26 protein-coding genes are annotated in these 26445 nt (G+C 70.6%); 14 read left to right on the top strand and 12 right to left on the bottom strand.

Going from position 1 to position 26445, the window contains the following annotated elements; all coding sequences use genetic code 11:
* Nucleotides 1-58 precede the first annotated feature (58 nt).
* A complete protein-coding gene (locus BN159_RS47335) occupies nt 59-586 on the top strand; it encodes a hypothetical protein (RefSeq protein ID WP_231905807.1) in 528 nt (175 codons plus the stop codon).
* Nucleotides 580-1110 carry a hypothetical protein gene (locus BN159_RS42235; RefSeq protein WP_231905805.1) on the top strand — a complete coding sequence of 177 codons (531 nt, stop codon included), beginning with the start codon at nt 580-582 and terminating at the stop codon, nt 1108-1110. The genes BN159_RS47335 and BN159_RS42235 overlap by 7 nt, the downstream gene beginning before the upstream one ends.
* Nucleotides 1111-1199: 89 nt before the next feature.
* Here BN159_RS42235 and BN159_RS43135 read toward each other — a convergent pair whose 3' ends face one another.
* The 3 genes from BN159_RS43135 to BN159_RS42220 all read right to left on the bottom strand — a co-directional run bounded on the left by BN159_RS43135 (nt 1200) and on the right by BN159_RS42220 (nt 3645).
* A complete protein-coding gene (locus BN159_RS43135) occupies nt 1200-2342 on the bottom strand; it encodes a ParB/RepB/Spo0J family partition protein (protein WP_015449451.1) in 1143 nt (380 codons plus the stop codon).
* Complete coding sequence (locus BN159_RS42225) at nt 2342-3076, bottom strand: ParA family protein (protein ID WP_015449450.1); 735 nt, start codon at nt 3074-3076, stop codon at nt 2342-2344. Before BN159_RS42225 ends, BN159_RS43135 begins: the two co-directional genes overlap by 1 nt.
* A gap of 368 nt (nt 3077-3444) precedes the next feature.
* Nucleotides 3445-3645 (bottom strand): hypothetical protein, encoded by a 201-nt coding sequence (locus BN159_RS42220; RefSeq protein ID WP_231905803.1) that lies wholly within the window; start codon nt 3643-3645, stop codon nt 3445-3447.
* 219 nt (nt 3646-3864) lie between these two features.
* On the opposite strand from BN159_RS42220, the gene mobF reads away from it, so the two are divergent.
* From mobF to BN159_RS42200, 4 genes are all read left to right on the top strand, one after another.
* Nucleotides 3865-5619, top strand: coding sequence for a MobF family relaxase (mobF, locus tag BN159_RS42215; protein ID WP_015449447.1), 1755 nt, complete (start codon nt 3865-3867; stop codon nt 5617-5619).
* Nucleotides 5616-5951, top strand: a complete 336-nt coding sequence (locus tag BN159_RS42210) for a hypothetical protein (protein ID WP_015449446.1) — start codon at nt 5616-5618, stop codon at nt 5949-5951. Before mobF ends, BN159_RS42210 begins: the two co-directional genes overlap by 4 nt.
* Nucleotides 5952-6610: 659 nt before the next feature.
* Nucleotides 6611-7078 (top strand): hypothetical protein, encoded by a 468-nt coding sequence (locus BN159_RS42205; protein WP_015449443.1) that lies wholly within the window; start codon nt 6611-6613, stop codon nt 7076-7078.
* A 121-nt stretch (nt 7079-7199) separates the two neighbouring features.
* The gene (locus BN159_RS42200) at nt 7200-8255 is read left to right on the top strand and encodes a replication-relaxation family protein (protein ID WP_231905801.1); all 1056 of its coding nucleotides are present in this window, start codon (nt 7200-7202) and stop codon (nt 8253-8255) included.
* Nucleotides 8256-8314: 59 nt separating this feature from the next.
* Here BN159_RS42200 and BN159_RS42195 read toward each other — a convergent pair whose 3' ends face one another.
* The 3 genes from BN159_RS42195 to BN159_RS42185 form a co-directional block, all read right to left on the bottom strand.
* A complete protein-coding gene (locus BN159_RS42195) occupies nt 8315-9022 on the bottom strand; it encodes a hypothetical protein (protein WP_041822783.1) in 708 nt (235 codons plus the stop codon).
* Nucleotides 9023-9709: 687 nt separating this feature from the next.
* On the bottom strand, nt 9710-10279 hold the full coding sequence (locus BN159_RS42190) for a hypothetical protein (protein WP_015449439.1): 570 nt from the start codon (nt 10277-10279) through the stop codon (nt 9710-9712).
* A 174-nt stretch (nt 10280-10453) separates the two neighbouring features.
* Entirely contained in the window at nt 10454-11821 is a 1368-nt protein-coding gene (locus BN159_RS42185; protein ID WP_041822781.1) for a hypothetical protein, read from the bottom strand.
* A 205-nt stretch (nt 11822-12026) separates the two neighbouring features.
* Between BN159_RS42185 and BN159_RS42180 the strand changes: the two genes are divergently transcribed.
* The 6 genes from BN159_RS42180 to BN159_RS42155 all read left to right on the top strand — a co-directional run bounded on the left by BN159_RS42180 (nt 12027) and on the right by BN159_RS42155 (nt 16740).
* Nucleotides 12027-12896: an aspartyl/asparaginyl beta-hydroxylase domain-containing protein gene (locus tag BN159_RS42180; RefSeq protein WP_015449437.1), complete on the top strand. Its 870-nt coding sequence runs from the start codon at nt 12027-12029 to the stop codon at nt 12894-12896.
* Between the two features lie 36 nt (nt 12897-12932).
* The gene (locus tag BN159_RS42175) at nt 12933-13847 is read left to right on the top strand and encodes a nucleotidyltransferase domain-containing protein (RefSeq protein ID WP_015449436.1); all 915 of its coding nucleotides are present in this window, start codon (nt 12933-12935) and stop codon (nt 13845-13847) included.
* Nucleotides 13844-14410, top strand: coding sequence for an SLOG cluster 4 domain-containing protein (locus BN159_RS42170; protein ID WP_015449435.1), 567 nt, complete (start codon nt 13844-13846; stop codon nt 14408-14410). The genes BN159_RS42175 and BN159_RS42170 overlap by 4 nt, the downstream gene beginning before the upstream one ends.
* On the top strand, nt 14407-14934 hold the full coding sequence (locus BN159_RS42165) for an orotate phosphoribosyltransferase (protein WP_015449434.1): 528 nt from the start codon (nt 14407-14409) through the stop codon (nt 14932-14934). Before BN159_RS42170 ends, BN159_RS42165 begins: the two co-directional genes overlap by 4 nt.
* On the top strand, nt 14931-15590 hold the full coding sequence (locus tag BN159_RS42160) for an HAD family hydrolase (RefSeq protein WP_015449433.1): 660 nt from the start codon (nt 14931-14933) through the stop codon (nt 15588-15590). Before BN159_RS42165 ends, BN159_RS42160 begins: the two co-directional genes overlap by 4 nt.
* A 214-nt stretch (nt 15591-15804) precedes the next feature.
* Nucleotides 15805-16740, top strand: coding sequence for a phosphotransferase family protein (locus BN159_RS42155; RefSeq protein ID WP_015449432.1), 936 nt, complete (start codon nt 15805-15807; stop codon nt 16738-16740).
* Between the two features lie 68 nt (nt 16741-16808).
* Here the strand turns inward: BN159_RS42155 and BN159_RS42150 are convergent, their stop codons facing one another.
* From BN159_RS42150 to BN159_RS42135, 4 genes are all read right to left on the bottom strand, one after another.
* Complete coding sequence (locus tag BN159_RS42150; RefSeq protein ID WP_015449431.1) at nt 16809-17066, bottom strand: hypothetical protein; 258 nt, start codon at nt 17064-17066, stop codon at nt 16809-16811.
* Between the two features lie 102 nt (nt 17067-17168).
* Entirely contained in the window at nt 17169-17801 is a 633-nt protein-coding gene (locus BN159_RS42145; RefSeq protein WP_015449430.1) for a hypothetical protein, read from the bottom strand.
* Between the two features lie 206 nt (nt 17802-18007).
* Nucleotides 18008-18697 carry a hypothetical protein gene (locus BN159_RS42140; protein WP_015449429.1) on the bottom strand — a complete coding sequence of 230 codons (690 nt, stop codon included), beginning with the start codon at nt 18695-18697 and terminating at the stop codon, nt 18008-18010.
* Nucleotides 18698-19223: 526 nt separating this feature from the next.
* Nucleotides 19224-20120 carry a replication-relaxation family protein gene (locus BN159_RS42135; protein ID WP_015449426.1) on the bottom strand — a complete coding sequence of 299 codons (897 nt, stop codon included), beginning with the start codon at nt 20118-20120 and terminating at the stop codon, nt 19224-19226.
* A gap of 721 nt (nt 20121-20841) precedes the next feature.
* On the opposite strand from BN159_RS42135, the gene BN159_RS45960 reads away from it, so the two are divergent.
* Nucleotides 20842-21093 (top strand): hypothetical protein, encoded by a 252-nt coding sequence (locus BN159_RS45960; RefSeq protein ID WP_157901169.1) that lies wholly within the window; start codon nt 20842-20844, stop codon nt 21091-21093.
* Nucleotides 21094-21229: 136 nt separating this feature from the next.
* Nucleotides 21230-21766, top strand: coding sequence for a hypothetical protein (locus tag BN159_RS42125; protein WP_015449424.1), 537 nt, complete (start codon nt 21230-21232; stop codon nt 21764-21766).
* A 230-nt stretch (nt 21767-21996) separates the two neighbouring features.
* On the opposite strand, the gene BN159_RS42120 is transcribed toward BN159_RS42125, so the two are convergent.
* Both BN159_RS42120 and BN159_RS47330 read right to left on the bottom strand, forming a co-directional pair.
* Complete coding sequence (locus tag BN159_RS42120; RefSeq protein WP_086016564.1) at nt 21997-25161, bottom strand: DEAD/DEAH box helicase; 3165 nt, start codon at nt 25159-25161, stop codon at nt 21997-21999.
* Entirely contained in the window at nt 25161-26138 is a 978-nt protein-coding gene (locus BN159_RS47330) for a hypothetical protein (protein WP_231905800.1), read from the bottom strand. Before BN159_RS47330 ends, BN159_RS42120 begins: the two co-directional genes overlap by 1 nt.
* Nucleotides 26139-26445 lie beyond the last annotated feature (307 nt).

The raw sequence follows: 26445 nt of genomic DNA, 5'->3' as shown, positions 1-26445 counted from the left end.
GCCGGACGCGGCGCTCCCCCATTCCCCCTTCATCAGCACACCCAGGAGGTTCCCCTCCGTGTTAGCCACCCTTGGCCCAGCCGTCCTCGCCATCATCGCCACCCTGCTGGGCGCGATCGTGTCCGGCCGCTTCCAGGAGCGCGCCGCCGAACGGTCCGTACGCGTCAGCCACGGCGAATCGATTCGCCGCGACCGGCTCGAAGCCGTCACCGCGCTCGCCTGCGCCGCCAGCGACCACCGCCGGGCCCTGTGGATGCGCGGCGACGCCGTCCTCAAAAACACCGACGACGTCGGCATGAAGCCCGCGCACTACGCCGTCCACGTCGAAGCCCGCCGGAAGGACAACACCGGCCGCATCCTGCTCCGCTTGGGCCCGTACACCCAGACCTGGCTCGCCTCCCGCGACGCGGAACGCCTCAACACCCTGCTGGAGGGCAGGGCAACCACCGTCATGCCCGGGTACACGGTCACCGCGAAGGACACGGCGTTCCACGTCAGCGACCACGCCTCCTACAGCGACCCGCACGAGGCCGACGCCTGCGAGCTCCTGGCGGCCCTCCTCAAGGATGTGAGCGCTCCGTGGTGACGACGGCCCTGTACGAGATTGAGACCAGCGAAGCCGACGACGGCACGACTGTCCCCGCCGAAGGCATCTGGACCCCCAGCAGCGAGGATGCGGCCGACAACGGGTTCATCGCCTACAGCGGGCTGTACGTCGCCGGCATCGGAGCGCCGAACGACGAGGCGCTTTACCCGGACAGGTTCGTCGTCCTCGGGCACCACCGGTGGGCACAGATCATCGAGGCCGCCGCCGCGTTCATGGACCGTGTCCACGGCTGGCGCAGCCTTCACCTTTACCCCGACGACGACCCCTCGGTGCCTATCCACCGCATCCCGCGGGCCGTCCACACGCACGCCGTCTTCTTACGGCGCCCGCACCCGGACCACCCGTGCGGCTGCGAGTGGGAAGACACCTGGCGGATGATCTGGGCACCGCCCACCGAGCCTGGCGCGGTCCCGATCACCGCCATGCGGCACCCCGCCGCCCCGGCAACCGCCACGGGCCTCCCCGACCCCGACCAAGGAGCGCCCGCCGCCTGGGCGCCCTGACGCACACGGCTGAGCATGAAGAAGGCCCGTACCCCCGCGCCAAGCGCTGCGGGGGTACGGGCCTTCTTGCGTTTCGGGGCCCTGGGAACTCAGGCCGACTGCGGTTCCAGCTCGCTCAGCTCACGTACCAGCGCCGCGTACTCCTCAGGATGCTCCGTCCGCAGAATCCCCAGCCATGCGCGTGCCCCTTCGACGAATGCAGGCAGCTCCATCTTCGCGTGCAGGTGCATGGCGACGTACACGGGATCGTCGTACGGCAACTGACGCACAGGGCGGCCGCTGTCGCCGTGTGCGACTTCCGCGTCGGCGGGGCCGTCCGACCGCGGGCCCGGCAGGCCAGCTGGCGCACCGTCGCGCGCGCCATCCTCCTCTGGCGGCAGGTCGCTGTCCAAAACCGGGTTTTGAACCAGCGCTCCTTCGGCCGCAGGCCCCTGCTCGGAGGCTGGCTTCAAAACCGGGTTTTGGACAGACGCCGCCTCACGCCGAGTTGCGGGCCTTGACTGGGCCGCTTGCGCCTTGACCTTGGCGACGCGAGCACGCTGCTCTGTGTGGTCCGAGGTTCGGGCAACCTGCCGGGCTTCCTTGATTTTCAGTGTGCCGGCGTCGACCTCCTCCCTCAGGTCCGGGGCCAGGTTCAGCAGAGCCAACCGCTGGGAGACGAACATCTGCGACTTCCCAATGCGTTCGGCGACTTTCTCCTGGCTGCCGTGCCGCTTCACCATCCCCGCCAGGTACTCGGCTTCCTTGATGGGAGCCAAGTTCTTGCGGTGGATGTTCTCGATCATGACGGCTTCGTCGATCCGGCCATCCTCGTCACCGAGCTGGTCCTGGACGCGAATGTCTATCCGGGTCCACCCCAGTTGCCGGGCAGCGGCAAGGCGCCGGTTGCCGGTGACGACAACCCACTCAGCGCCCTGAAGCAGCTTGCGGGTCTTAGCAGACGCTTGGGCGACCGCTTCGGGCTTGGCCTGCTCGAATACGGCACGGGAGACCACGGCGAGCGGCTGGAGCTGCCCGATCTCCTTCATAGACGCCTTGAGCTCCCGGAATTCCGGGTCGTCGTCGCTGTAGTCCTCTTCCGGACGCGGGTTGTCGGGGTTACCGACGATGGTGTGCATGAGCACGGTGACGGGCGGCTCTGCTGGCCCCGCCGACGCGTCGGTTTCCGACGTACCAGTCTTGCTGCCGCTACCCAGGAGCTCGGACCAGTCCTTGCGCTTGGAGGCCGCCATCAAACCTGGCCCTTCTTCCCGGCCCCCACTTCGAGGGCGAGCCTGTAGAAGTCCTCGCGGGCTTCCATCGCGACCCGATTCTTCTTGTACTGGGTGACAACCAGGCCTTCGAGAGCGGCTCGAGTGTGGACCTTGTAGTGGCGGATCACGGTCTTGGCGAGGTTCCAACCCTGTCCCAGGACAAAGTTCTTCGTCTGCTCGAGGTCGGCCTCGCCGTCGCGGGGATCCCAGTTGTTGATGACGACCCAGTACTGCTTGCCGAGCGGCTTGACGACTTCCTCGATGGTGTCGCGCGTAGGCATGAAGCCGAGCGGCTCGGGCTCGATGGGGACGATGACGTCATCGGCGACCTCAAGGACTGCGCGCATCGCGTCGGCAGCGGCGCTCTCGCCGAAGGGATCGCCGGCGTGCTGCTTCTCGTCCTCAGGGAGGTCAATCCAACCTGGGGTGTCAATGAACCCTCGCTTGACCTTGCGAGACTTCTTGAGCTCAGGGAAGAAGGCGAGGTCTGCGCGAGAGCGGGTCTGGATGAAGGAGAAGGGAAGATCGTCCCCGACGCGTTCGGACCACCAAGTGGTGGAGCCTTGAGGGTCGGATGAGACGGCCGCCACGTAGTCGGGTTCGCCGTCGGGGGACTCGCCCAGGACATGAGCGGTGATGGCCGCAAGGTTGACGGTGAGAGTCGACTTGCCGACTCCGCCTTTGCGGTTGATGAGCGCGGTGATCCGTGCCATGAGTGGTACTCCAGGGCTCCGTGTGCTTCCCGGCCTCTTGAGAGGTCGGTACTAGCGGACCGGCACAGCATGGCACGCACGGGCCATGGCTCGGAGATCCGGGCCGATGGCCGGCGCGTCAAAACCGGGTTTTAGACCACGCGCTGACGACCGTGGAGGGCGAAGTGACCAAAACCCGGTTTTGAAGTGTCTGTCCGCCAACAGGCGTTGACTGGTGCTGGATGGGACGTTCTCGACAAGCAGTTGGCGCCAGGCACTCTGCTGTTGGCCGGGAAGTGGTCCGTCGACGTGCGCTGGTTGACGCTGGTGTCGGTTGTTGTGGTGGAGGCATGGATGGGTGATTGTGGCGCAGCATTCGCACGACGTCGTCAGCCGTCGCAGTAGAGGACCCGCATCACCTCCGTCCACTGCTCGGGCCGGGCGGCCTCGCAGTCGGCGCACCGGTATCCGGTGATCCAGACGCGGGCCGGGTGGTCCTGCTGGGCGGAGGGGCGGGTGCGGCTGTACTCGATCCGGAGCAGTCGCGAGCACAGCGGGCAGGGGTCTCCGTAGAGCGGTTCATTGATCATGCGGCGGACTGTGCACACGTCGGCGGCTTACCGTCTCGGGCTGCTGTGACAGCCCGCCTGGCGGGCGCTGCGGTAAGGACTTGGTGAGGGCCTCCCGCCCGGCGGGAAGGACCCCGGATCGGGCTTTTCCGCAGAACAACGCCGGGGTTCTATGGGTTGGTGATCAGTAAATCGGAGGTTCGACCGGGGAACGGGTGGCGCTATCTCTTCCGGGGCGTGATGGTCGGCGACGGCCACCGCGCGGCGGGTACGCCGCTGCGTGCCGCCCAGGATGAAGCCGGTGTCCCGCCCGGCGTCTGGAAGGGGCGCGGTCTGGCCGCGGTCGGCCTCACGGCTGGGGACGTGGTGACCGAGCGGCAGGCCGAACTGCTCCTGGGGGAAGGCCGGCACCCGGATGCCGACCGGATCGAGCGTGAGCTCCTGGGGGAGGGCAGGAGCCCGGCGAAGGCGCGGCGGGCCACTGTGCTGGGCAGGCCCATCGAGCACAACAAGTCGCCGAAGACCGAGAAGGCCAAGGAGCGCACCCCCTGGCTGGCCATGGACCTGGTGTTCCGTGCGCCGTCGACGGCGCACATCGCGTGGGCGCTCGGGGATGACGAGACCCGGCTCGTGCTGGAGCTGTGCCAGGACATCGCCCGGGACAAGACGCTGGCGTGGTTTGAGGATTCGGTCGCGGAGATCCGTTGGAGGAGCGGCGGCAAGATCCGCAAGCCGATCAAGGATGGGCTGATCGTCGCGGTGTTCCGGCACTACGAGTCGAGAGCTGCCGAGTCAAAGCCCCTTCTTCACGATCATGCGGTGGTGTCGATCCGCGTCCGGCGGCCGGACGACAAGGGCACGTGGGGCAACCTGTCTGCGGACTCGCTTATGACCCACATCGTCGCGGCTGACACTCTCTACCTCCTGTACTTCATGGAGGAGGTGTCCGCCCGGCTCGGGTGGGCGTGGGAGCCGCGCGAGGTGACGCCCGGCCGAAGGCCCGTCATGGAGATCGCGGGCATCGACCAGCGGCTCATCGGCTGGCAGTCGACCCGCCGTCAGCAGATCGAGGACGCGCTGCCCGTCCTCACGGCCAAGTACGAAGAACGGCAGGGGCACGCGCCGGGGGAGCGGGCCGCCTACGCGCTGGCCTGCCAGGCCGCCGACCAGACGCGCCCGCCCAAGCGCACGGAGCTGCGCTCGCTGACCGAGCTGCGCAAGCGATGGCGGGCCTCAGCGATCCGGGCCTATGGCGCCGACATCGTCGACCGGCTGGCGGAGCGGGCGCGGGCGGCGGCCGCGGCGGTGTGGGTGCGGGTGCGGCCGGTGGTCGACATCGTGCTGGCGGCCGTCGACGTCGTCGCCGTGGTGTACGTGATGCGCGGCGCGTTCAAGCGCCACCATCTGCTTGCCGAAGCCCGCCGCCACCTCTCCTACGTCCTGCGCGGCCGGCCTCACGAGCCGGGCCTGGACGACCAGATCGTGCAGGCGGTCGTCGACGACTACACCCGCCCCGTCGGGCGCGGCCTGAAAATGACCGCCGACCTGCGCGCCCTGTACCCGCGCGACACCGAGGACCAGGCGGTGCTGCGCCCACTGACCCGCAACCGGTTCGCGCCCCAGTACGAGCGGGCCCGCCTCGCCGCCGACGCGCTCAGGGTCCGGAGCCAGGCGGTGCGCCGCGCGGACCGCCTGGGCTCCCGCATCCGGCCGCGCGCCGTCGCCGTGCCCGCCGCATCGAGGTCGCGCCCGCGGCCGTTCCGCTCGGACTGGAAGGCCAGCCGCCTTCTGGAACAGGGGACCGACGCCGACACGGTGGAGCAGACCCGTCGGACGCTCGAAGCCGCAGCCGCCAAGCTCCAGGACGGCGTGCGGGAGCGTGCCCTCGCCCACGGTCCCCGACAGCAACCTGCACTCGCAACGGCCCCGCCGCCGCACACCCAGCAGCCCGGCGCCCAGCAACCGCAGAGCCGGACCACAGGAGGATTCGCGTGAGCACCCCGGAAGAACATCCCAGCATCGAGGACATCCTTGCCCGCGCCCACGCGGCCCGCGCGATGATGGCCGCCGCGCTCGGCGAGGACCCGGAGCCCGAGCCTGGTAAGTCCCGCGGGTGGCAGCCGGTCTGGAAGCGGTCCGGGAAGGCGGTGAAGAAGGCGGTGCTGCGCAAGCAACGGCGGCGGCTCCAAGACGCCGGACGCCGCCGCCTCGCCGCCGCGCAGTCACGTCGACCACGCTCCCGGCAGAACCGGATCGGCAGCGCGGCCGCGCGCCGTGACGCTCGCGCCCTGTCCCGGGTACGGCACTCCAACCTCTGGCTGTGGTGACGATGCCGGGCATCGTCCACCGAGTGGAACCCACGATGTTCTGCATCCAGTGGCGATGCACGACATCGAGTGTGCTGCACCCGGTGAGCTCCACTGAGTATGGAGTCCACTCTGGTGGGCCGGATGACGATGGACGCCATCGTGGTGCGCATCGCGATGGACGACACCGCACCCGGCGCCGACCCACGCGACGATGCTCGGCACTCTCGCGCGCGACCGGTGTGCCGCACCCGATATCCCGCACCGCACCGGTGCGCCCACCGCCGACCGACCCCTTGACCAGGTGAGGCCGGACGCGCGGGACCCCCTTGTCCGGGTCCGCAGCCGAGGACGATTCTCCTTGACACAGCCCGTTTCGTCTGGCGATCAGGTCGTGGTCAAGGGGGTCTTTGATAGAGGAGCCCGCCCGGCCGTGGCGCCCCCGGTGCGGAGCGAGCGGCCTCACAAGCGATCTTCAGGGCGGGCGCCTGTGGACAGATTTCGCGTACCGACGGTGAGCGGACTCGCAGCGCTGGGGCTCGCGTTGCCCCTTGTCCACTTCCGTTACCTGTGACATTCCGCCCATTTGGGCAGGGGAGGAATCTCCGTCCCGGCACGCTGCGCGACGCCCGGGGGAAAGGCCGCTGCCGCCTGGGGCGTGCCGCTGGGAGACCGCGGGGATGACCACGCAGCGGCTGCCGTTCCCGGTCCCGGACGAACGCGCCCACCTCTTCGTCGACAACTTCGCCGACATGCACGACCTCGTTGAGGACTTGGTCGTGCCCGACGGCGTGCCCGAGGCCGCGGCGACCGTCCTGCGTACGGCCCGCGAGCTGCTGCGTCAGTCGTACTACTGCTACGAGTTCTCCACCGTGGCGGTCATGCACTCCCTGATCTCGGTGGAGATCGTGCTGCGCGACCGCATCCCGGACGCGGGCAAGAGGCCGCTGCACCAGCTCATCAAGCAGGGCGCCGCCGACGGGGTCCTGACGGCCCGGCAGGCGGAGTACCTCGACTATGGTCGGCAGATCCGCAACGGCATGGCGCACGGCCAGACCACGCACGCGGTGATGCCGCCAGCCATGGCGGTGCCGATGGTGACGACCTCGTTCGCGATCGTCTTCGAGCTCTGCACCTCACCCGCCTGACGATCACGGCTCGGTAACGGCGCTCAGCGGAGTGTCACACCGTCGACTTTCACGACACCTCTACCAGGTGACAGCGGGATTCCATCCGGACCCCTGCGCCACCTGTGTGAGGAGCTTCGTCATGACGGACGCCAGCAGCGCCCGGCAGCCCGAGCCGGAGCCGCGCCCGACCTGGTCATGGGGTGCTGAGCGGCCTGTGGGCGGCCCGGAGTCCAGTGTCGTGAACGGTGCCGTGAACGATTCCAATGTCGTGCCCATCACCGCAGCTCACACCGCCCGCCAGGGTGCCTCCCGGCACGATGACACCTCTCTCCCTTCCTCTGAGACATCGGCGAAGGGGAAGAAGTCCACCCCTGCGGCCAAGGTGCGGGCCGATGCGCTGCGGATGCTGGGGTGCGTGCGGATAGCCACGGTGCGGCAGATGGCTGAGGTGATCACGAAGGAGGAGTCGGATGGCCGGTCGTACGTGCGCAGGGCGATGAAGAAGCTGGCGGATCTCGGGCTGGCGGAGACGAACGGAAAGGCGGGCAAGCACCCGATCTGGAACCTGACTCCGGCGGGACAGAAGGCTCTGGCAGACGGCAGCGAGCTGCCTCTGCGACCGAAGGCCGGCACCGGAGCGAAGGCCGTTCTTGCCGGGTTTGGTCCGCACGGTGTCGCGGTGACGGACATGATCCTGGCCTTCGGCGGCCGCAAGCATTTGACCGACTGGCAGGTGGAGGTCAACCATGCCATCAAGGAGACCGGCCTGAGCTTCAACACCGACGCCGTCCTCGCGTTGCCGACCAAGACCAGCGAGGTGCGCCTCTTCGAGCTCGACAACGGCACCATGTCCCAGGCTCGGCTCGCCAAGGAGGTCTGGGACTACGAGCGCTACGCCGGGCACCGCGTCTGGGAAGGCGCCCGCGGCACGATCGGGGGCACGTTCCCGTTCTGGCAGCGCCACCGCTACACCCGCTCGAAGACCTTCCCGCGGCTGCACGTCGTCCTGGCGGGCAAGGAGGAGCACCTGCTCGACAACCGCCTCCAGGCGCTTGCCGACGACGTGAAGGGCATCGCCGTCGCGGTGTGGGTGAACACCCTGCCCCGGCTCCAGCGGGGCGAGCCCTGGTACGAGATCGGCGTCGACGACCCGGACCGGCGCCGCCGTCGCTACCCCGAGCCCGCCAGCCGCTGACGCCGCGCGCGACGCGGGCAAGCCCTTTGTGAAGGGCTTGCCCGGGGCTGGCGGCCCGGCTACACCAGGGCGGCGGCTACGGTCTCGAGGACGGCGAGCTGTTGAGGGTCGATGGGCACGTCGGCCTGGCGCAGCGAGCGAAGTGTGGCGCCTTCGGCGCACAGTCTGCACAGCCCGATCACCGGCATCGGACCGGCACCGATCAGGGTGTGCGAGGAAGAGCTCTCGTAGACGGGGCGGTAGCAGCCGGGGCACAACTGGCAGTCCTCGAGTTCGTCCGCCGGCGGCGCGTCCGGATCGAGCAGCGGCACGATCCGCAGAAGACCTTCCCCGGCCTCGGCCCACAGTCCCATCGGCCGTTCTGCGGACCGCTCGAAGACGACGTCGCCCTCCGGGCCGCCGTCGGTGCGGACCCGGGCCAGCGTGCCGACGCCTTCCTCGGGGTGGTTCGGCATGAACGCAAGGACCGTCCTGTGTCCAGGCCCCTCGGACACGACCTGGACGTGACCTCGCCCGGCAGCGAGGGCCGCGCCCAGGTCGTTCAGCCCCTGGCCGTCGTCATCGTTGCGCAGACGCAGCGCCCACGAGGCGGGAGCGCCATCGATCTCGGCAGGGGAGGAGGTGATCAGAACGCCGTTGCCGGACTGGCGAACGTCCAGGTGCTGCATCCCCTCGGAGGAGTGGAACGCGGTGCCGAACCACTCCTTGGCCTGCTGGTCGCTCTCGCGCCGTGGGCGGCGCGGCTTGCGCTGCTTGTGACGTCCCATGATGTGCCTCGCAGACGTGACGCCGTGCACGGACCGATTGGTCCGCTGAACTCACAACCGGCAGCCCGGCACCTCCGGTACGCCCACGGGCCCGGCATTCACCCGTCCGGCCCGCGCGGGCAAGCTTTCCGCAACGGGGGCTTGCCCCGGAGTATCACGGCGGGACTGGACAGTTCGCGCCCTACGGACGCTTGGATCGGCTGGAGGCCGCGCCCGCCCCGGAGACGGTTGCACCGAGCGGAGGCTGAACCGTTGGCTGGACGGTTGCTTTCAGCGGGGGACCGAAGGTTGGACCGAGGGTTGGCAACTCCTACGCCGGGCACCGCGCGTTCTCCCTGGTCAACCCCGGCGGGCAAGCCCATCCCGGACGACGACACCTCTTCCCACGCGACAGCCGAGGGGAGAGGTCCCTCCGCGTTCCGGGCCCGGCGGCCGTGCGGAAGGGTAAAAGTACCGGCATGGCGCGTGAGCGGGTGCGGTGGCCGTCGGTGGTGTGGCTACGTAGGCGAGAACGGAGAGCGCATGTCGCCCAGCCCTAGAACCGTTTCGTCACCCAGGCGCTCAGAAATGCTGATGAGAAATGGCAGCAGACGGAGGAGCTCTGCCCGATGTGTCGGCGTCAGCGGACGGACCACTCGCGCAGTATGCCCAGAGGCGACAGTCACAACCTGGCAGACCACTGCGAGCCTAGAACCGGACTGTGACCCACCGCCGCGTTTCGGGATCCCATTCCACATCGACGATGTGCCCATCCTTGATGCTGACGGCATGCCACCTGTCGGAGGGCCAGCCGGGGAGCCACCTGACAGTCGCGGGTACATCGCCGAGTTCCTCCACGTCCGTGAAGTCGACGTCAGGAAGCAGTGTCAGGGCGTCAACCGGAGTTCGGGTGGACAGATGGATCCGCGTTCCCCCTTCGGTCGTGACAGTGAGAGTGGAGGGGGCCGAATCACCCGTCTCCTCCTCTGCCACGGCATCGCCGGCCTCCACCTGTGCCCGAAGCAACCGCGGTGACCGGCGGAGGATCGCGGACCGTGGTACGTGTCGCAGGATGCGCACGGCCGCTCCTTCGATCCGCTGGCCCAGGCCCGTGCCCAGGGACGCCACCACCGCGGTGACGAACGGCGCGAGCGTGATCGCGACCAGCACATCAGCTGGCGGGATAGCGCCACCAGGCATATCTCCGGGCTTGCCAGAGCCGATGATGAAGTCGTCCCGCTCGAACAGGTACTCCGCGACTTGATCACAGTCGTGCATCCCGCCCCCTGTTCAACTGCGCGCCCGACGCACGGGCCGTCGACTTCTCCTCCAACGGATCCAGCAATGATCGCGTTCCCCTTGGGGCCGACGACCGTTATAGACGCCCCCTTCCGGAAGGGCGCCTTCTGGATCGTCTCCATGGTCGGACTCCGCGCTGAGAGCCGTAAGTGCTCACTCGGTGTCGGTGTAGTCCAGGAAGTCGGCGACGGCGGGGATGCCACGGCGGCGGGCGAGTTTCCTGCGCAGGTCTTCCAGCGTGCTGGTGCCGCGCGCGGAGGTGACGCCTCCCATCCGGTCGACGGCGTCGTGCGCGGTGGCCACGGCGGCGTCGACGTCGCCCAGGCTGAGGTGGGCTTCGGCGAGCCGGGCCAGGTAGATGGCGTGGCCGCGGGGGAAGGCGTCGCCGTTGTACGCCTCCTGGCGGGTGTGAACGGCGGAGGCTTCCAGGAAGTGGACGACGGCCCGCTTGGGGTTGCCCAGGTTGAGGGCGGAGCTCCCGATGAGCTGGTGGGCCTCACCGAGGTTGTACCAGTACACGCACGGGAGGTCGTCCTCGATGGGGCCTGCGTGTTCGTAGGCGTCCAGGGCGGCGTTGGCGGACCGGTCGGCGGCCCGGGCGTCACCGGCGTGCGCGTGGGCCCGGCAGGCGCGGGCGTGGAGCATGGAGATCAGGCGGGCTGAGCCAGTCCTTGGGGCCTGGGACAGGGCGGCTTCGACGAGGTCGACCGCGCCGTGTGGGTCGCCGGTGGAGTAGTGCTGGATGGCCCAGAAGGCGAGGGTGTTCGCCGCGACCACGTGATCGTCCGCGCTGGCTGCGGCCCGCAGGGCGGTGGAGTAGTGGCGTTCGGCGGCGGCGGCTTTCCCGCTGTCGTAGGCCGTCCAGCCCGCGCTGCGGGACGCTTCGGCCGCCGCGGCGAACAAGCGGCGCTCCACGCCTTCGCCGAAGGACGCGCTCTTGAGGGTGGCCCTGATCATGCGGAGTTCGGTGCGGGCCGCGTCGTAGACGTCGCCGGAGCCGACGGTGTCATCGAGCCGGCGCAGGCTCTCAAGGCGCCGCTCGAAGTGGTCGGGGACGTCCGTGCCGATCCGGCTGCCCGCAGTGGGGGCGGCTCCCGCCGGTGCGGCGGCGGACCATTGCGCCACGGTGGCGCCCAGGGTGGCGGATGTGGTGATCAGAAACTTCCTGCGGTCCACCGGACCTCCTGTGATCTCCAGTGCCTGCACCGCCCCCGTGGTCGTCCACGGGAGGGTGAAGAGGGTGTGGTCCGGCACGGCCAGCAGCAGCCAGCCCGGCCAGCCGTGGGCGTGGATCGCCTCGGGCGGGATGCCTTCGAGCGCGGCCATGGCGAGCTGGGTGTGGTAGCTGGGCGCGTAGAGGCCCGCGATCCACCGGGACGCCTTCTCCTTGCGGTACGCCATCTGCCCGTACCCCATGCGCTGGTGCTGCTCGGCAACACGGAGCAGGTACGCCTCAGCGTTCGTCCCGCGCACGGCCAGCAGGTAGGCCAGCGGGTGGCGTTCGGCGGCGTCAGTGGTCACGGACCCATCCCTTTCGCGGGCGCGGGCGACACCAGTCTTCCGGCTCCCGGCGGGCGGGGGAAGGCCGCCCGAGGCGAACGGCAACCGGCGGCAACCACCCGCAACAGGCGGCAACGCCACCGCTCTGTGCGGCAGTTGGCGCCTGCGGTGTCCTTGCACGGCTGCCCGCCAGGGCCGCGATCCGACGACGTGTCAGGAGGACCCGATGGCGACCACACTCCCCGCAGCCGTCACGGCGGCACAGACCGGCCCCATGCGGGCAGAGGTGCTCGATCAGGTTGCCCGGCTGGTCGACCTGGAGGAATCCACGGTCGAACAGATGCGGGCTGAGGCGCTCGGGGCGCCGACACGCGGCGTCGTCGCGTACGGCGAGTACCAGTCCGGCGGCTGGTGGACCACGTCGCTGCTGAACCACTCCGGTGACCCGCACGACGTCGTCATCGGCGACGGACGACCACGCCCCACCTCCTTACTGGAGGCCATGCCCGCGACCGCGCGGTTCCTCGACTCGTTGGGGCTGGACTTCATGTACGTGCGCCTGGCCCGCCTGGAGCCGCACTCCTACCTGTGGGAGCACCGCGACTACGCCGAACTGCGCGACACCGGCCGCCACCGCCTGCACATCCCGCTCGTCACCAACCCCTCCGCCGTCCTGGTCACCGCCGGGGCCCGGGTCCACATGGCGGCCGGCTCCCTGTGGCGGCTGACGCCCTCCCAGGCACACGGCGTGTGCAACACCACGGGACCGGACCGGCTCCACCTGATCGCCGACGTGTACGCAGACGACGCCTACCACGCCCTCGCCACCCGCCAACACCTGCGCGACGGTGACACCGCCGACCTGCCGGAGATGACCGAGGCCGACCGGGCCGGGCTCCTGGCGCAGGCCGGACAGCTCGCGGAGCTCGGCTTCACCGGCGCGGCCGAACAGACACTGCTGCGCGCCTTCTACACCTACGCCCTGCCGGAGGGCGGCGCGTACGACCTGATCGCCGAACTCCACGCGGGCCGCCGCGCGGACGCCGACGTGAGCCGGTGGCGGGCGGCGAAAGCGCACCTGCTCGCCCGCCCCTGACCCCGGCCCCGATCCCTTCACCCGAGAGGACACCGCATGCCCACCGCCGTTCTTCCGCCCGCCGGGCTGACACCGCTGGAGGAGCTGGCTCACGCCCACCGGCCGGCGCAGCTGGCCGTCCTGGGCGACCTGGTCCAGGCCCTGTCGGCCACCACGGCCGTGACGCACCTGCTGGTGCGCGGGTCGCTCGCCGCCGGTACTGCGGACCGGTTATCCGACGTCGACCTGGTCGTCGCCGTCCGCGACGACCGGCTGCCCGCCCTGATGGACAGTCTGGACGCGCTGATGTCCACCACCTTCGGCACCCTGCTGCCCGGCTGGCGGGACACCATCGTCGGCAACCTGGGCGGCGCCGGGTTCGTCTACCTGCTGCCCAACGACGGCCACCTGCTGCAACTGGATCTGTACCTGTGCCCGACCAGCGCGGTCGGGGCGCTGCGCCGCAGGATCGGCCCCCGCCTGCTGTGGCAGGGCCCCGGCGCCGACGACACTGCCGACGCCGACACCCAGCAGCGCACGGCGCAGGAACTCGCCCGGGCCGCGGAGGCCCCCGTGGACTGCGGCCATCTGCTGGTCCAGGCGATGGTGCTGCACGCGATGCTCCGCAAGCGCCTGGCCAGGGGCCAGCAGTACATCGCCTACGGCCTCCTGCACGACCTGAACGCCACCTGCCGAGACGTGATCCGCACCGCGCTGGTCCCGCACTCCCGGCACCACGGCTGGTACCACCTGCCCGACGAAGTGGGCCGGACCGCCACCGGCCGGGAGTGCCTGACCGAGCTGACCGAGGCGCTGACCAGCCCGCCGGTCCCCACCGTGGCGCAGGCCGACGACGCCCTGGACCGCATCGTGCGCCTCGCGCAGCGGATCGCCCCGCACGCCACCGACGCGCTGGCCAACGAGATCACCGCGTACCGCGCCTACCAGCACCACGAGGAAGGACTGGCATGACCCGCACCGACCACGCCCCGGACCTGACCGTGGCCCTGTTCGCCGGGGTCGTCCCGCCGGACGGCGAGGAACCGTTAGCACAGGCGGCCGGCGCCGCACTGGCCCAAGCCGGGTACGCCCTGCGGCACGGCGGCTACAACGGACTGATGGAGGCCGCCGCGCGCGGCGCCGCACCCCACCACGTGCCGGTCACCGCGATCACGCTGGCCGACCGGCCCGACTGGGGAGCCCTTAACCCGTTCGTCACCACCACCGTGTACTCCCCGACCATGGGGGACCGGCTGCACGCCTACCTCGACGACGCGGACCTGGTCGTCGCGATGGGCGGAGGCGTGGGCACGCTGCACGAACTCACCGCCGCCCTGTACTACGCCACCACCATCCGCTCCCTGCCCGTACGGCTGCTCGGCCCCACCGCGTGCCGCCTGAGCACGTTCCTGCGGGCCCAAGGATGGCTGACCGAGAGCCCCACCCGCCCCCTGGGCTTCCTGCGAGAGCTCCCCGACGCCGAAGCGCTCACCGCCGACCTCAAGGCCCTCGCCGCCGGGCGGTGCGCCTCATGAACCCGCCTGCCACCGCCCCGTTCGCGGAGAAGATCGCCACCGTCGCCTACCGGCCAGGCCCCTACCGGCTCCCCGACGGCGGCACGCTCGACAACTACTTCGACCCCTACCGGCTGGCCGGCGACCCTCAGCTGCTGACGGAGACCGCGGCCGCGCTCGCGGAACTGCTGCCCGCCGGCACCGAGGCCCTGGCAGGTCCGGCGCTGGCCGGGGTCCCGCTGGTCACGGCGGTATCCCTGCACACCGGTCTGCCCGCCGCCTTCCTGCGCCCGGCACCGAAGGACCACGGCACGTGGCAGCAGATCGAGGGCGCCGACCTGGCAGGCCGGCGGACCGTCCTGCTGGACGACACCGCCCGCAGCGGCACCAGCCTCCTGCGCAGCGCCCGCCTGCTGCGCATCGGCGGCGCGCTGGTCGGCACGGCCGTGTGCGTCCTGGACCGGGACGCGGGCGCCACCGCCCTGCTCGCCGACCACCACCTGGTCCTGCGCGCCCTGGTCCGAGACCCGGACGGTGCCCGGTGACGGACACCCGCCAAGCAGCACTGTTCGACCTGGACGGGGTGCTGCTGGACAGCGCCAACGCGGTGCGCTCCACCCTCGCGGCGGTCGCCACCTGCGCTCTCGGACGCCGCGTGACCCCGGGCGACCTTCCACCCGGCGCGCTGCGCCGCCCCCGCATCGAGGTCCTGGCGCTCCTGGACGTCGCCGACCCCGACGACGCCTGCGACCGCTGGTGGGACGGCGCCATGTCGGCCAACCCCGTCAAGCCGTTCCCCTGCGTGCTTTCCGGCCTGCTGGCCCTGCGCACGCAGGGCACGGCCACCGGCGCGGTCACCCTCCAAGACCCCGACCGCCTGCGGTGGCTGCTGCCGCCGACGGTGGCCGAACTGCTGGACGTCGTCATCACCCGCCAGGACACCCGGCCCAAACCGGCCCCGGACGGACTGCACGCCGCCCTGAGCAAACTGGACGTCCCACCGGAACGCGCGGTGTACGTCGGGGACAGCCCCACCGACATGACCGCGGCCCGCGCCGCCGGAGTCGTCGCGCTCGGCGCAGTCTGGGGCTGGCACCCTCCCGCAGCCCTGCGCGCCGCCGGGGCCGATCACCTCCTGCCCGAGCCCGCCAGCATCGGGCCGTGCCTGATGCACCACCTGCCCCTAATCGGCAGCACGTGACCCAACCGGGCCACTACAGTGGAGGGGCGTCCCTAGGGGCGCCCCTTTGCACTTCTGATCCAGAGGACACAGGCGAATGCGCGTGATGCGGCGACGAGCACCCGGCGTCGAGCTGGAGCACTGAGGACCTCGTTCCTCAGCCCGACTCGCGGTCCGGCTCGGCGCGCCCCCATCACCCCGCCACCCGTTTCCCGGACCTCTGAGAGCTACCCCGATGCCTGTACCGCCCACCAGCGGCCGCCTGCAATGGACCGACGTCCCCACACCCCTGCGCGCCCGCCTCGAGGACGCCCTCGGCGCACCCGTCACCGACACGGTCACCCCCGCCGGCGGCTTCGGCCACCAGCTCGCCGCCGCGCTCACCCTGGCCGACGGCCAGCGGGCCTTCGTCAAAGCGGCCCCCGACCACGACCCGCTGACCGACGCCAACGTCCACGAGGCCGCCGTCCTCGGCTCGCTGCCGCCCGGCGCCCCGGCCCCGGACCTGCTGGGCATCCACCGCGCCGCCGACTGGACCGCCGTCGTCATCGCCCACCTGGACGGCCCGCACCCCGACCTCTCCCCGGCCTCCGGCGACGCCGAACAGACCTGGGCTCTGCTGGACAAAATCACCTCCAGCCCCGCCCCCGCCCCCTACGCCGCAGCGGTGAACGGCACGTCCTCCACCACGGCGGCCCTGCACGGCTGGGACGAACTGCTCGCCGATCCGCCGGCCGACCTCGCCCCCGCCGCCCGCGACCGCCTTCCGCAGCTCGCCGAACTCGAGGCGGCCTGGCCCGGCCTCGCCCACGGCGACCGCATCGTCCACGGCGACCTGCGGGCCGACAACATGGTCCGCGACCACCACCTTGGCGTGACCCTCGTGGACTGGGCACACGCCACCACCGGTCCGGCCTGCATCGACGCCGCCTCCCTCGCCCCGCAGCTCATCCTCGCCGGACACACACCCGCAGACGTCGCCCGGCTGCTCCGCGACCATCCCGCCACCGCCAGCAGCCCCGAGACCACCACCGCGTTTCTCGCCGCACTCACCGGCCACTGGCACCGCAGCGCCCGCCAGCCCGCACCCCCCGGCGCGTCCGGACTGCGCGCCTACCAGCACCGCGCGGCGGCAGCTGGCTTCGCGCTCCTCAGCTGCCGCTTGGGCTGAAGCCGCAGCTGTTCCGCCCTCGTGTCAGTGGCCGGTCGGCCTCGTGCCAGCGGCGTGGGCATCTCGTGTCAGCAGGGCGTCAGCCCAACCCACCCGATGTCGCGGACTTCGATCGCTCCGGCGTGCGGCATGTACTGGATCCAGCACCGCCGCCCGAACGCTTCTCGGATCTCCTCCACGGAGCCCGGGTCGCGGACGTCGGGCCAGGCCCGCGGATCCATCCGCGCGACCTCCACGAGCGCCATCACCTCCTGGCGGGCCCGGTCGTCCGGCAGCTGTGCCATGACCGCCACCGCGAGTTCCTCCACCACCACGCCGTACCGCATCCCGCGCACCCCCGTGTGACCGGCTGTGATCGACTCGGGCAGCAGCGTACGGAGGAACCGCCGATCGCGTTGAAGCCTGTGGATAACCCGCGTCCGTGCTGCTCAGCGGCCCCGGAGCGCAGCGCGGATGGCGTCGGCGTAGGGCCGGACGAACTCCTGTGCCCGCTGTTCGGCCTGAGAGTGCTCTTCGGCGCTCAGGGCCCGCCGTACGCACAGTTCGGTGATCTCGACTTCGTACGTGCGGTAGTCGTCCGCGGGCCGGGGCAGCGGGACGGGGTACAGGTGCCAGCCGTGCGCAGTCGCCCGCCACAGCTGCCGGTCGGCCTCGGCGAGGCTGCCGTAGTGCTCGATGAACATCGCCACGACGTCCGCGTTGAAGTACATCGACGGCCGGTCGCCCGCCGCGCACCCCGGGCAGCCGTCCTCGCCCGTGCACACCGCCAAGCGCCGGTCGTAGCGCGGCGGCCAGAAGCGCGGATGGGCGCGCTGCTGGGTGTAGGTGCGGCCAACACGGAGGCGGTGGACCTCAACGTGGCCGCCAGCCTCCAGGCGGCGCACCGCTCGCCGTACGGCAGCGCGCTGGGCGTCGCTCGGCTCTTCGACGCCGTAGACGACGCGGGCGAGGCCGGTTACCGAGGCGGCCAGCGGGGTGCCGTCGATGTCGCTGAGGCCGCCGGGCTCGCTGAGCACGTACGCCAGCACGGCCCGCTGCACTCGCCCGAGTCCTCGTGACACGACTCCAGTGTCCCGCTCCGCCCGGGTCTGGGAAACGAGCGCTTACAGCTCCGGCCGGGGGAGCGGAGTGAAGGTGTTGGGCATCTCAGCAACGAACGCTTACGGCTCGCCAGGGGGCCGGGACGACGAAGCCTCCGGGGCAATCGGCCCCGGAGGCTTGTCCCTTGCTCCGCAGGACTCGTTCAACGAACGGGCCCGTATCGGCGTCACGCCACGGCGGCCTGCTTCGCCAGCGCTGCGAGTGGGGAGCGCTGGCCTTTCTCGACTGAGCGCAGCTGCTGCCAGTCGATGTCGGTCCGCGCGGCGAGCGCGTCGACGGACGCCGTGGTGTAGAGCGCGACGTCGACGGCCCCGGCCCGGGAGGTGCCGAAGCGCACCTCGATCGATTCGGCGGGCTTGATCCACTTCAGGCGCAGCATCCAGTCGAAGTCGGCCCTGCGGACCCCCAGCCGCTCGGCTGCCTGCTCCGGTCCGAGCGGGGTGTCGGCGGCGACCAGCTCCGCCAAGTCCTCGCGCCGGCAGACCTCCGCGACCTGGCCGGGATGGACCAGCGAGCCGTCGGGGTTCGCGCTCAGCTCGGTGAGCAGCTTCCGCCCGATGAACCGCCGGACGACGAACGACGTCACGTTCGCCCGCTCGCCGATCACGTTCGGGGTACCGAGAGCGTCGGCGATCCGGTCCGCCGCCGCACCGCCGGAGATCGGCGGGGAGGGCATAGCGGCCCGGATCGCGTCGGCGTCCAGCGCCTCCACAGCGGCCCGCGACCACTGCCAGGAAGACGCGTCCGGTGCCGGGATGAGCCCGATGTGCCGCGCCCACCGGAAGGCAGCCGCGGACACCTTCAGGCGCTTGGTGGCCTGGGTCGCGTCGTACTCGGCCAGTCGTACTCGTGCCATGAGATCACCTCTCGTTCGGTCGCCTCGGAAGCGGAGGAACAGAACATGACAGAGCACCTCAAAGAGTGTCAATACCTTTTGAAATTAGGCAAATTGGACCCATGCAGCTAGAACGGCGCCCGTGTACGCGAGGGAAAAAGTCACCCGTCCGGGCGTCCTGCGGAGCCCGGGAGACGACGCGGTGGTCGGCAGCGTGGTGGCCCGACCATGACCCCGACCACGCCTCCGGCTGCGCCGCGTCCAGCCCCGACCACGGCTGGTCAGCGTCCTGCTGACACCCGCAGAGACCGGGACGCGGCTGGTTGCCTCTCGCATGGCCCCTCTTGGTGTCCTTCTTGGTGCTTCTCATAGGGCCCCACGTAGTGCCCTTCCAGTTGCTTCGACCGGTCGGCTGTTGGCCGTTCGGACGCGCGGCTGACCAGGTCGACAAGGGGCGGATACGCGCTGATTCGGTGGCCGACTACTTCGCTGCGCAGGGTCTGCGGACGAAGTACAGACCCGTGCCGTCGTCTGCGGCGGCCGTACGTCAGGTCTGCCGATGCTCGGACTCCGTCCAGCGAACTCGCAGGCCGGGGTCGTGGACGGGCCGCCACACGGGTGCGGAGGGGCCGTGCCGGAGCAGGTCGGCCAGCGGCGCCGCGAGCACGGGGACGTCGTAGGGAAAGCGGGCCAGCAGCCCGGCCCCCGCGCGCAGGGCGCTGATCCGGTTCTCGACACCGGCCGGTCCGGTGCCGTCCAGGACGAACAGGAGACGGGGGAAGAGCGGGTAGCGCCGCCGCCACTCCTCCACCGCCAGTTCCTGGACGGTCGGTCGGCGCCCCGGGACCACTGGCACGTAGCGGTGGAGGCGCTCATACGCGGCCAGCTTGGCGGCGAGACGTTCGGGGCCCATGGTGGCCCGGTCGACTTCCACGAACGCCCGCAGCATCGCCCCGTTGTCCCCGTTGGCGGGACCGTGCCGGTAGTACAGCAGGGCGTCGGGGATGACGGCCTCGCCGCTCCCGATGGGGTGGTGGACCTCGGGGATCCAGTCCAGCGGCTCGCACACATCGCCGCGGCGGCGGGCGTCCTCGAGGAAGACGAGCGCGGTCTCGGTCACGGTCAGCGTGTGGCCGGCCTTCAGCCGCACGGCGGTCGGATCGGACACGGTCCTGGAAGGCCGGCGCCCGCGCATCTCGGGCCACTCGGAAGCGAGCTGCACGCCGTACGAGGTCGGGAACCACACCCGGGTCCGTCCGGCCTGCGGCAGGGTGATGCGGTCGACCAGCCCCTCCACGCGCAGCCGGGCCAGCCGCCGCCGGGTCTGCTCGATACGCACCTCGGGCGCGATCACCCGGTGCATCTGCTTGGTGGTGGCTATCCGGTACTGCGCCAGCACACCCAGCGCCAGCCGGTCCCCGCTGCCCGCGTCCACGCCGATCATCACGGATCCGCTCGCTTCCCCTCCAGTGCGGCACCGGTCTGTCCGGCACCGCGCGTACCAGTCACAGCAGCAGCCGGCCCCGACCAGAACCCCGACCACGAAAGCCAGACCGCGGTCACGAAGCGACAACACCGCCGTGGACCAGGCCCATATCCCCGCTGACAACCCGTCCGACAACCGCCCGCGCCCTCCGCTGCGCCCGCCCGTGAATCCGCAGGTCACCGCGCTGACCCTGCCGTGGTCGGTAGGCGGATATCCCCTCTACGCCCCCAAGTCCACGCCCACAGCAGGAAGAAAAGAAGAGTGGGTGGGTGGGACAGGCCCCGGTGTCGGGCGAGGGGATCGGGCGCCGCCGGTGTTCCTCGCGCGCGACGGCGGGGCCGCGCGCGCGACGCCGGAAGGCTCGCCCGTGATCTGGGTGCTGTCCTCTCGCGGCAGAGCCCTGCTAAGGGGTGAGGCGGGAGAGCTCCGCCGGATGGAGGGAGCGGCGATTGTCCGACTCGTGGGCGGCCCGCTCGGCGGCCGTGAGTTGTCGACCACCACGAGCTCGTGGGCCGGGCACGGGCTCACCGCCGGTGGAGCCGACTGGGGCCTGTACGTCCCCGTGCACCGCGACCCCGTGACGGGTGTCGTCCTGGCGGAGATCCGAGCCGTCGCCCCGCGTTGCACCACCGGCAGGCAGTCTGAGCCGTCGGCCAGCGCACCAGTTAGTGTCCACGCCATGGCACACACCAGATGGTCAGTTGAGTACCCGGTCGACCCGTCCGCGAGCCCCACTCCCATCGGAGCGAAGCTGCTCACGAACCTCCAGGCCGCTCTCATTGACGCCCCTGTCGAAGAGTGGGCGTACGAGGTCGACGGTGAACCGGTTGAGGACTTCCAGGAGTTCCAGAAGCGTCTGGCCGCGGCGGCCAGCGTCCGCGCGGGCGAGTTCGTCGCACGCGTCAACGGCATCGTCGTGAGCTCTGCCTGACCAGACGCTCGCCCCGTTCGACAGCGGCCCCGGTTTCCTCGCCCGGGCCCGCTGCGCGTTTCGGCACGATCCCGGGCCGCCGTCGGCTTCGCGCACCGCGACCACGCCGCTGGACCGTGCCCCATACGCTCAGGACATGACGATGACGCCGCAGGAGCTCAAGGACCAGAAAGAGACCCTGGAGCTGATCAACAGCGAACTCGCGGCGCGTCTGGCACGACAGTCGGAGTCGGGCGCGAAGGTGGACACGAAGGCGGTCTTCCTGGTGGGCTTCGCGGCCACAGGCGCCCAGTTCCTGGCCTCTCGGAGCTTCGAGTCGTTCACCGGCACCGCGGCCTTCGCGGCGTACGCGGTGGCCGTCGGCTTCGGCATCTCAGTCTTCAACCTCGCCGAGTACGAGGACATCAAGCCGCGGGACGTCCTGGACACCTACGCACGCTCGGAGAAGGGCGCGACGCTGGGGGCCCTGGCCGGGACGCGGGTGGGGATGTTCGAGAAGAACGCCCGCCTTCACCAGCGGAAGACGAAACGCTGGACGGTCGCACTGGCTGCTGTCGCCGCCGGGATCTTCCTCTCGACTGTCAGTCTCGTGCTGCACACTGGCGGCCATGACAGACACACAGAACCAGGGGAACCCGCCCCCGCCCCCTCCTCCTCCGCCCAGCCTCACTGACTCCCTCGCCAACCCAGCTCTTGTGGGCACGGAGAAGAGGAACGAAGGCAAGCCCGCCCGCAACAGGGCGGTCACCCCAGGACAGGGCATCGAACGGCGCTGACCCGCACCGCGAGAAAGCGGCTCGCCCGTCGTGGCGAGACAGAGAGACCCCGGGCATCTGCGGCCCGGGGTCTCTCTGCGCACTGGTGTGTCCGGCCCGTTCAACGACCGGCGCCGGCCTCGGTCACTCAGTAGTCGTCCCGTTCGGAAGGTGGCCCGTACTGCTCGATGAGGTCGCAGGTGCAGGCGCCGCCCTCGTACAGCACCGTGTCGCACTCGTCATGGTGGTGCCGTACCGGCGGCCGCTTCGGCGGGGCGGTCGACGCCAACGGGCCGGGAGGCTGGTCAGCGCTGGCCCGGGCGGCGGCCCGGAGCTCGATGTCCACGACGGTGGAGGCGATCTCTTCCTTGCGCCACTTCTCGGGGGAGTTGTGGTTCACCAGGCCGCCCGCGTAGGCCATGCGCAGCAGTTCGGCCTTGGTGTGCTTGCGCATCAGTTCGGCGAGGCGCTGCATGCGCGCCCGGCCGCGGGCCGCCTCGGCTTCGCGCTCTTTGTCCGTCAGCGTGTCGGCGTGGGGGACATGCTGCCCCTGCTTCGGCACATCCGGTGGCATGGGCTGTGCCGGGCCGCCGCTCGTCGGAGCCGGTCCGCTGGACGGGGCCGGCAGCGCTGAGGCCTTGGCCCAGGGAACGCCCAGCGCGGCGAGGGCGGCCTGCTGCTCGGCAGTGAGCTTGTCCCACCTCGCGCGGGTGTTCGAAGTCCATACCCCCAGCTTCACGAGCGTCGGCTCCGTCTCGCCGTCGACCGTGATTTGTTCGCCGTGCCCGCGCGGCACCGCCCGGTTGGCGCCCTCCCGCTCGACCCACTGCGTAAGGGCCGCCAGGCCGCGCTGGAACGCCTGTTCCGCCTTGCCCGGGCCCTTCGCCGCGCGCGTGGCCGCCGGGGCCTGAGCAGGCGTCTCAGAGGGCTGTATGCCCAACGTGGACAGCCGCTCCTGCTGCTCCGCGGACAACTGCGCCCAGGTGCCCGGATTCTTCTGCCGCTCCAGCCACCGCCCGATGTCATCACCGTCCATCAGCACGCCGGGCTGGATCTCGGGCAGGACGCCGTCGGCGTCGACCAGGTCGGCGAGCACCCGGTAGTGCCGCTGCCAGTCCAGCGGCCACGGGCAGTCCCAGTCCGGGTCGATGGCCGTCAGCTGCTGCGCGCGCTCCGCGGCCTGGTCAGAGTCCTTCCCGAGGCCGCCCTTGCGCCGGAGATTGGCCACATGCTGCCCGACCGGCACCATCGAGTCGCCCTCGCCCCAGACCGCGTCCTGGCGTGGGGCGAGGTGCCCGGTGGCCTGCCGGTAGGAGCGCAGCGCGGCGAGCTTGCTCTCCCACGCCTCTTGGCCCGGTTCCCACACCATCCCGGCCTCGGGCGCGTCCAGGAGCTCCTTGCGTCGCTCTTCCAGCTCTCCGGCCCGCAGTGCCTTCCGCTGCTGGTGCACCCACCGCCCGAGGGGGAAGTCCTTCGTGACGCCGACCTCGGTCTCCGTGTCGTACGGGACCGCGTACAGGCTGGTGATCTCGTTCTCCGCCCGCCAGCGGAGCAGGGCTTGGTAGCCCTCCAGCCACACCAGCGAGTCCGGTCGGTACACCCTCGTACGCAGGAAGGCCGCGATGGTCGCCGCGTCCCGGGGGGTGCTGAAGTGGAGCAGGGCTGATTCGGCGGCGTCCTGGGTGTCGTCGTGATCCTGGTCCTCGCCATCGCCCGTGCCGTCGGCGCCGACGATCCGGCCGTCCTCATCGCGCTGGACGTGGACCTTGCGGGCGTGCTTGCCACGCGTGAGGGCGCGGGAGGCGAGCTGCTCGACCAGGCGCTCATCGTGGCTGCGCAGGCCCTGGAGTACGGCCACGAGCGGCTTGAAGCTCGCGCTGGCCACCATGTCGGTGGGGTCCTCGCCCGGCTCCAGGAAGACAGGCACGATGATCCTGGCCACCTTGGTGGAGCCGTCGCGGTTCAGCCTCAGTGCGCGGCCGATGTTCTGCACGATCTCCACCTGGGAGCCGCGGGTGTCGGCGAAGCAGATCGCCTCCACCCCGCGCTCGCCGGTGATGTCGACGCCTTCCCCGAGGACTCGAACTGAGGCGAGGAACGCCCTGTGTACGCGCCGGTTGTCGGCGTCGATGCCGTTGGCGAACTGCCGCAGGACCTCACGGCGCTCGCTGACGAGGTGGTCGCCGCACAGCCACGCCGACCAGACCCGGTCCGGCGGGACGTGGCGGCCGGCCTCCAGCCCGTAGAACTCCGCGTCGATCGACGACGCGGGCAGCTCCTTCTCCGCCTTCACCATCGTCTCGTCATCGGTGTCGGTGACATACAACTCGGCAGCGGTCTTCGGCAACGCCTCCGCGAACGCCTGCGCCTCCTCCACCTTCTGATGGAAAGTCATGGTCGTGCGCAGGTTGTAGGCCGCCGCGTGCTCCAGCAGGGCGGTCTGCAGCAGGGCCAGGCGCCGGCCTCGCTGCGCCTCCTCCGACTCCCCGAGGACGGGCGAGGGATCGCGGATCTCCAGGACGTCGATCTCGAACCCCGCGAGGATTTCGCGCTCGATCGCCTCCGAGAGTCCGAGTTTGGCCAGCCACGACCCGTATGTGCCGTCCGGGTCGTCGGCCATGCTCGCGATCTCCAGCTCCTGGCCGTCCTTCCCGCGTAGAGGCCGGGGCGCGGCGAGGATGCGTGGGGTCGCGGTGAGGTAGAGCCGGAAGTCGGCGGGGATGCGGGCGTTGTCGTGGATCGCCGCCCACGGCCTGCCAAGATCACCTGCGGTTCCGTGGGCTTCGTCCACGATGGCGAGCGAAAAGCCGTCCATGCGCTGGCCGTACAGGCGCTCTCCGCCCGCCAGAGCGGCCTCCAGCGGCCCGCGAACCTTCCCCTGGCCCATCGGGTCGTCGAAGTCCTCGCGGTCCACGAGAGAGGCGTACGTGGCGAACACGATGACCGGCCCGTGGGCGGCCCACAGGGCGAGCTGGATCGGGTTGGTGGTGGTGCGCACCCCCAGCTCGTTCAGCACTGGGTCGTTCTCCAGCGAGCACACCGCGACCATGGGGGAGCGGTGACCCACCGCCCGCCACGCCTGGGCAGTCTGCACGAGCAGATCCAGGGTCGGCACGGTCACGAGGATCCGGCCCTCGGAGAAGCACTCCAGCGCGCTCGCGGCAGCCATGATCGTTTTCCCGGACCCGGTCGCTGACACGATCGTGCCACGGGCACCCTGTGGGGGCACAGATGACCTTGCAGGGAATCCGACCCACCTACGAAAAGCCGACTTCTGGTCGACCTGATGTTTCTTGAGCGGAATCCTGCTCATCATCCATCCCCCTCACTCGTGCCATACCGCCAGGCTTCCTCAAACCTTTCGAGCGGGGTGTCCGATTCGCATTCCCTGCCCCAGACCCCCTTGAGCCACCTCGGAGCGTTGTCGATCCGCTCGCACAACACGAACGACTCGGGCAACTCAACCAGGTGGTAGACGCCCTGCGGGAAGACCCCAGCGGGCCCGTAGACGCGCCACAGCTTCTCCAGCCGCGCCCGGTTCTCAACCAGATACTCCTCCAGCGCCTGCGGGTACGCCTTCCGGTCCGCCAGACGCACGGTCCGCAGCGCCACACCCACCAGCTCGCGGGACAGCTCCTTGTCCCACTGCGTGGAGTCGGCGCCGGTCACGGCCATGTAGTGCTGCTCGCACACGGCCAGGGTCCGTTCGATCAGCTCCAGGGACGCCTCGCTCCCCTCCTCTGCGCCGTCATGGTCGGCGGCATGCCGGCCTTCCCGCTCCAGGTGGGCCGGGGCGGATGCTTCCGTCAGGGCCAGGCCGTGGTGGTCCAGGTAGGCCAGGAGGAACAGGGCCAGGGCGCGGCCGGGGTCGCTGGCGTGCTGGATGTAGGGCTTTTCGCTGGTCCAGCCGAAGGTGGCCTGGTGGGGCCGGGGGTGCACGCCGCTGGTGTGCGGGTCAGGGAAGGTGACGGCGCGGGTGAAGAAGTCGTTCAGGCGGCTGACCAGGTCCACATCCGGGTTGTCCGGCTCACGGCCTCGCACGGTGGCGATGGCGTTCTCCAGGATGGTGGTGAGGTACCGCCGGCGCGCCTCCTCCTGCTGCCGGAGCTCGCTGGACGGGCTCTCCTCGACCACCTCCACCACGCGGTACATGCCCTGGTCGCCGTACAGGCCGTCCGGCCTCTCCAGCGCCTTGCGGGCCTTGGTGACGGCCCCCTCGACCGACCGCGCATAGGCGTAGTTCGTCACCACCGACGCGCCCGGGTGCTCGGGATCGGTGCGCTGCGCCACGATGCGATAGCGGATCAGATCCGGGTCTGATCCCGAAGTAACCTCATGATGGATTTCCTTTTCGAAGTTCGACGGATTCAAAGAGTCCTCGCTTCCGGCGCCCCGCCCGGGTGGTTGGGGGGTGTCTCTTGTTTCCGCCAACGGTACATGCTGCATCAACCTGATGCACGCGATACACTGGAACCCACACGAACGAGCGACCCCCACCCCTCATAGCCAGCCCGGCCCGCGTCAGCGGGCCTCAATGGTTCTGGAGGCGCAGCCGGAAGGACCGTCAGGCGGGGGAGCGCAGCGGACCCGCCCCAGG

The organism is Streptomyces davaonensis JCM 4913 (genome assembly GCF_000349325.1).
In the GTDB taxonomy this organism is placed as follows: Bacteria; Actinomycetota; Actinomycetes; order Streptomycetales; family Streptomycetaceae; genus Streptomyces; species Streptomyces davaonensis.
The sequence above is the reverse complement of the archived record's forward strand: the minus strand, read 5'-3'. Positions and strand labels throughout refer to the sequence as shown.

Coding starts and splice junctions, on each gene's coding strand:
- BN159_RS42190 (WP_015449439.1), bottom strand. CDS start 10,279: ATGCACGACTGTGATCAAGTCGCGGAGTACCTGTTCGAGCGGGACGAC.
- BN159_RS42120 (WP_086016564.1), bottom strand. CDS start 25,161: ATGAGCAGGATTCCGCTCAAGAAACATCAGGTCGACCAGAAGTCGGCT.
- BN159_RS42150 (WP_015449431.1), bottom strand. CDS start 17,066: ATGCGGTACGGCGTGGTGGTGGAGGAACTCGCGGTGGCGGTCATGGCA.
- BN159_RS43135 (WP_015449451.1), bottom strand. CDS start 2,342: ATGGCGGCCTCCAAGCGCAAGGACTGGTCCGAGCTCCTGGGTAGCGGC.
- BN159_RS42125 (WP_015449424.1), top strand. CDS start 21,230: ATGACGATGACGCCGCAGGAGCTCAAGGACCAGAAAGAGACCCTGGAG.
- BN159_RS42180 (WP_015449437.1), top strand. CDS start 12,027: ATGGCGACCACACTCCCCGCAGCCGTCACGGCGGCACAGACCGGCCCC.
- BN159_RS42155 (WP_015449432.1), top strand. CDS start 15,805: ATGCCTGTACCGCCCACCAGCGGCCGCCTGCAATGGACCGACGTCCCC.
- BN159_RS42195 (WP_041822783.1), bottom strand. CDS start 9,022: ATGGGACGTCACAAGCAGCGCAAGCCGCGCCGCCCACGGCGCGAGAGC.
- BN159_RS42225 (WP_015449450.1), bottom strand. CDS start 3,076: ATGGCACGGATCACCGCGCTCATCAACCGCAAAGGCGGAGTCGGCAAG.
- BN159_RS42220 (WP_231905803.1), bottom strand. CDS start 3,645: ATGATCAATGAACCGCTCTACGGAGACCCCTGCCCGCTGTGCTCGCGA.
- BN159_RS42135 (WP_015449426.1), bottom strand. CDS start 20,120: ATGATCGGCGTGGACGCGGGCAGCGGGGACCGGCTGGCGCTGGGTGTG.
- BN159_RS42175 (WP_015449436.1), top strand. CDS start 12,933: ATGCCCACCGCCGTTCTTCCGCCCGCCGGGCTGACACCGCTGGAGGAG.
- BN159_RS45960 (WP_157901169.1), top strand. CDS start 20,842: ATGGCACACACCAGATGGTCAGTTGAGTACCCGGTCGACCCGTCCGCG.
- BN159_RS42170 (WP_015449435.1), top strand. CDS start 13,844: ATGACCCGCACCGACCACGCCCCGGACCTGACCGTGGCCCTGTTCGCC.
- BN159_RS42165 (WP_015449434.1), top strand. CDS start 14,407: ATGAACCCGCCTGCCACCGCCCCGTTCGCGGAGAAGATCGCCACCGTC.
- mobF (WP_015449447.1), top strand. CDS start 3,865: ATGGTCGGCGACGGCCACCGCGCGGCGGGTACGCCGCTGCGTGCCGCC.
- BN159_RS42205 (WP_015449443.1), top strand. CDS start 6,611: ATGACCACGCAGCGGCTGCCGTTCCCGGTCCCGGACGAACGCGCCCAC.
- BN159_RS42200 (WP_231905801.1), top strand. CDS start 7,200: ATGACGGACGCCAGCAGCGCCCGGCAGCCCGAGCCGGAGCCGCGCCCG.
- BN159_RS42140 (WP_015449429.1), bottom strand. CDS start 18,697: ATGGCACGAGTACGACTGGCCGAGTACGACGCGACCCAGGCCACCAAG.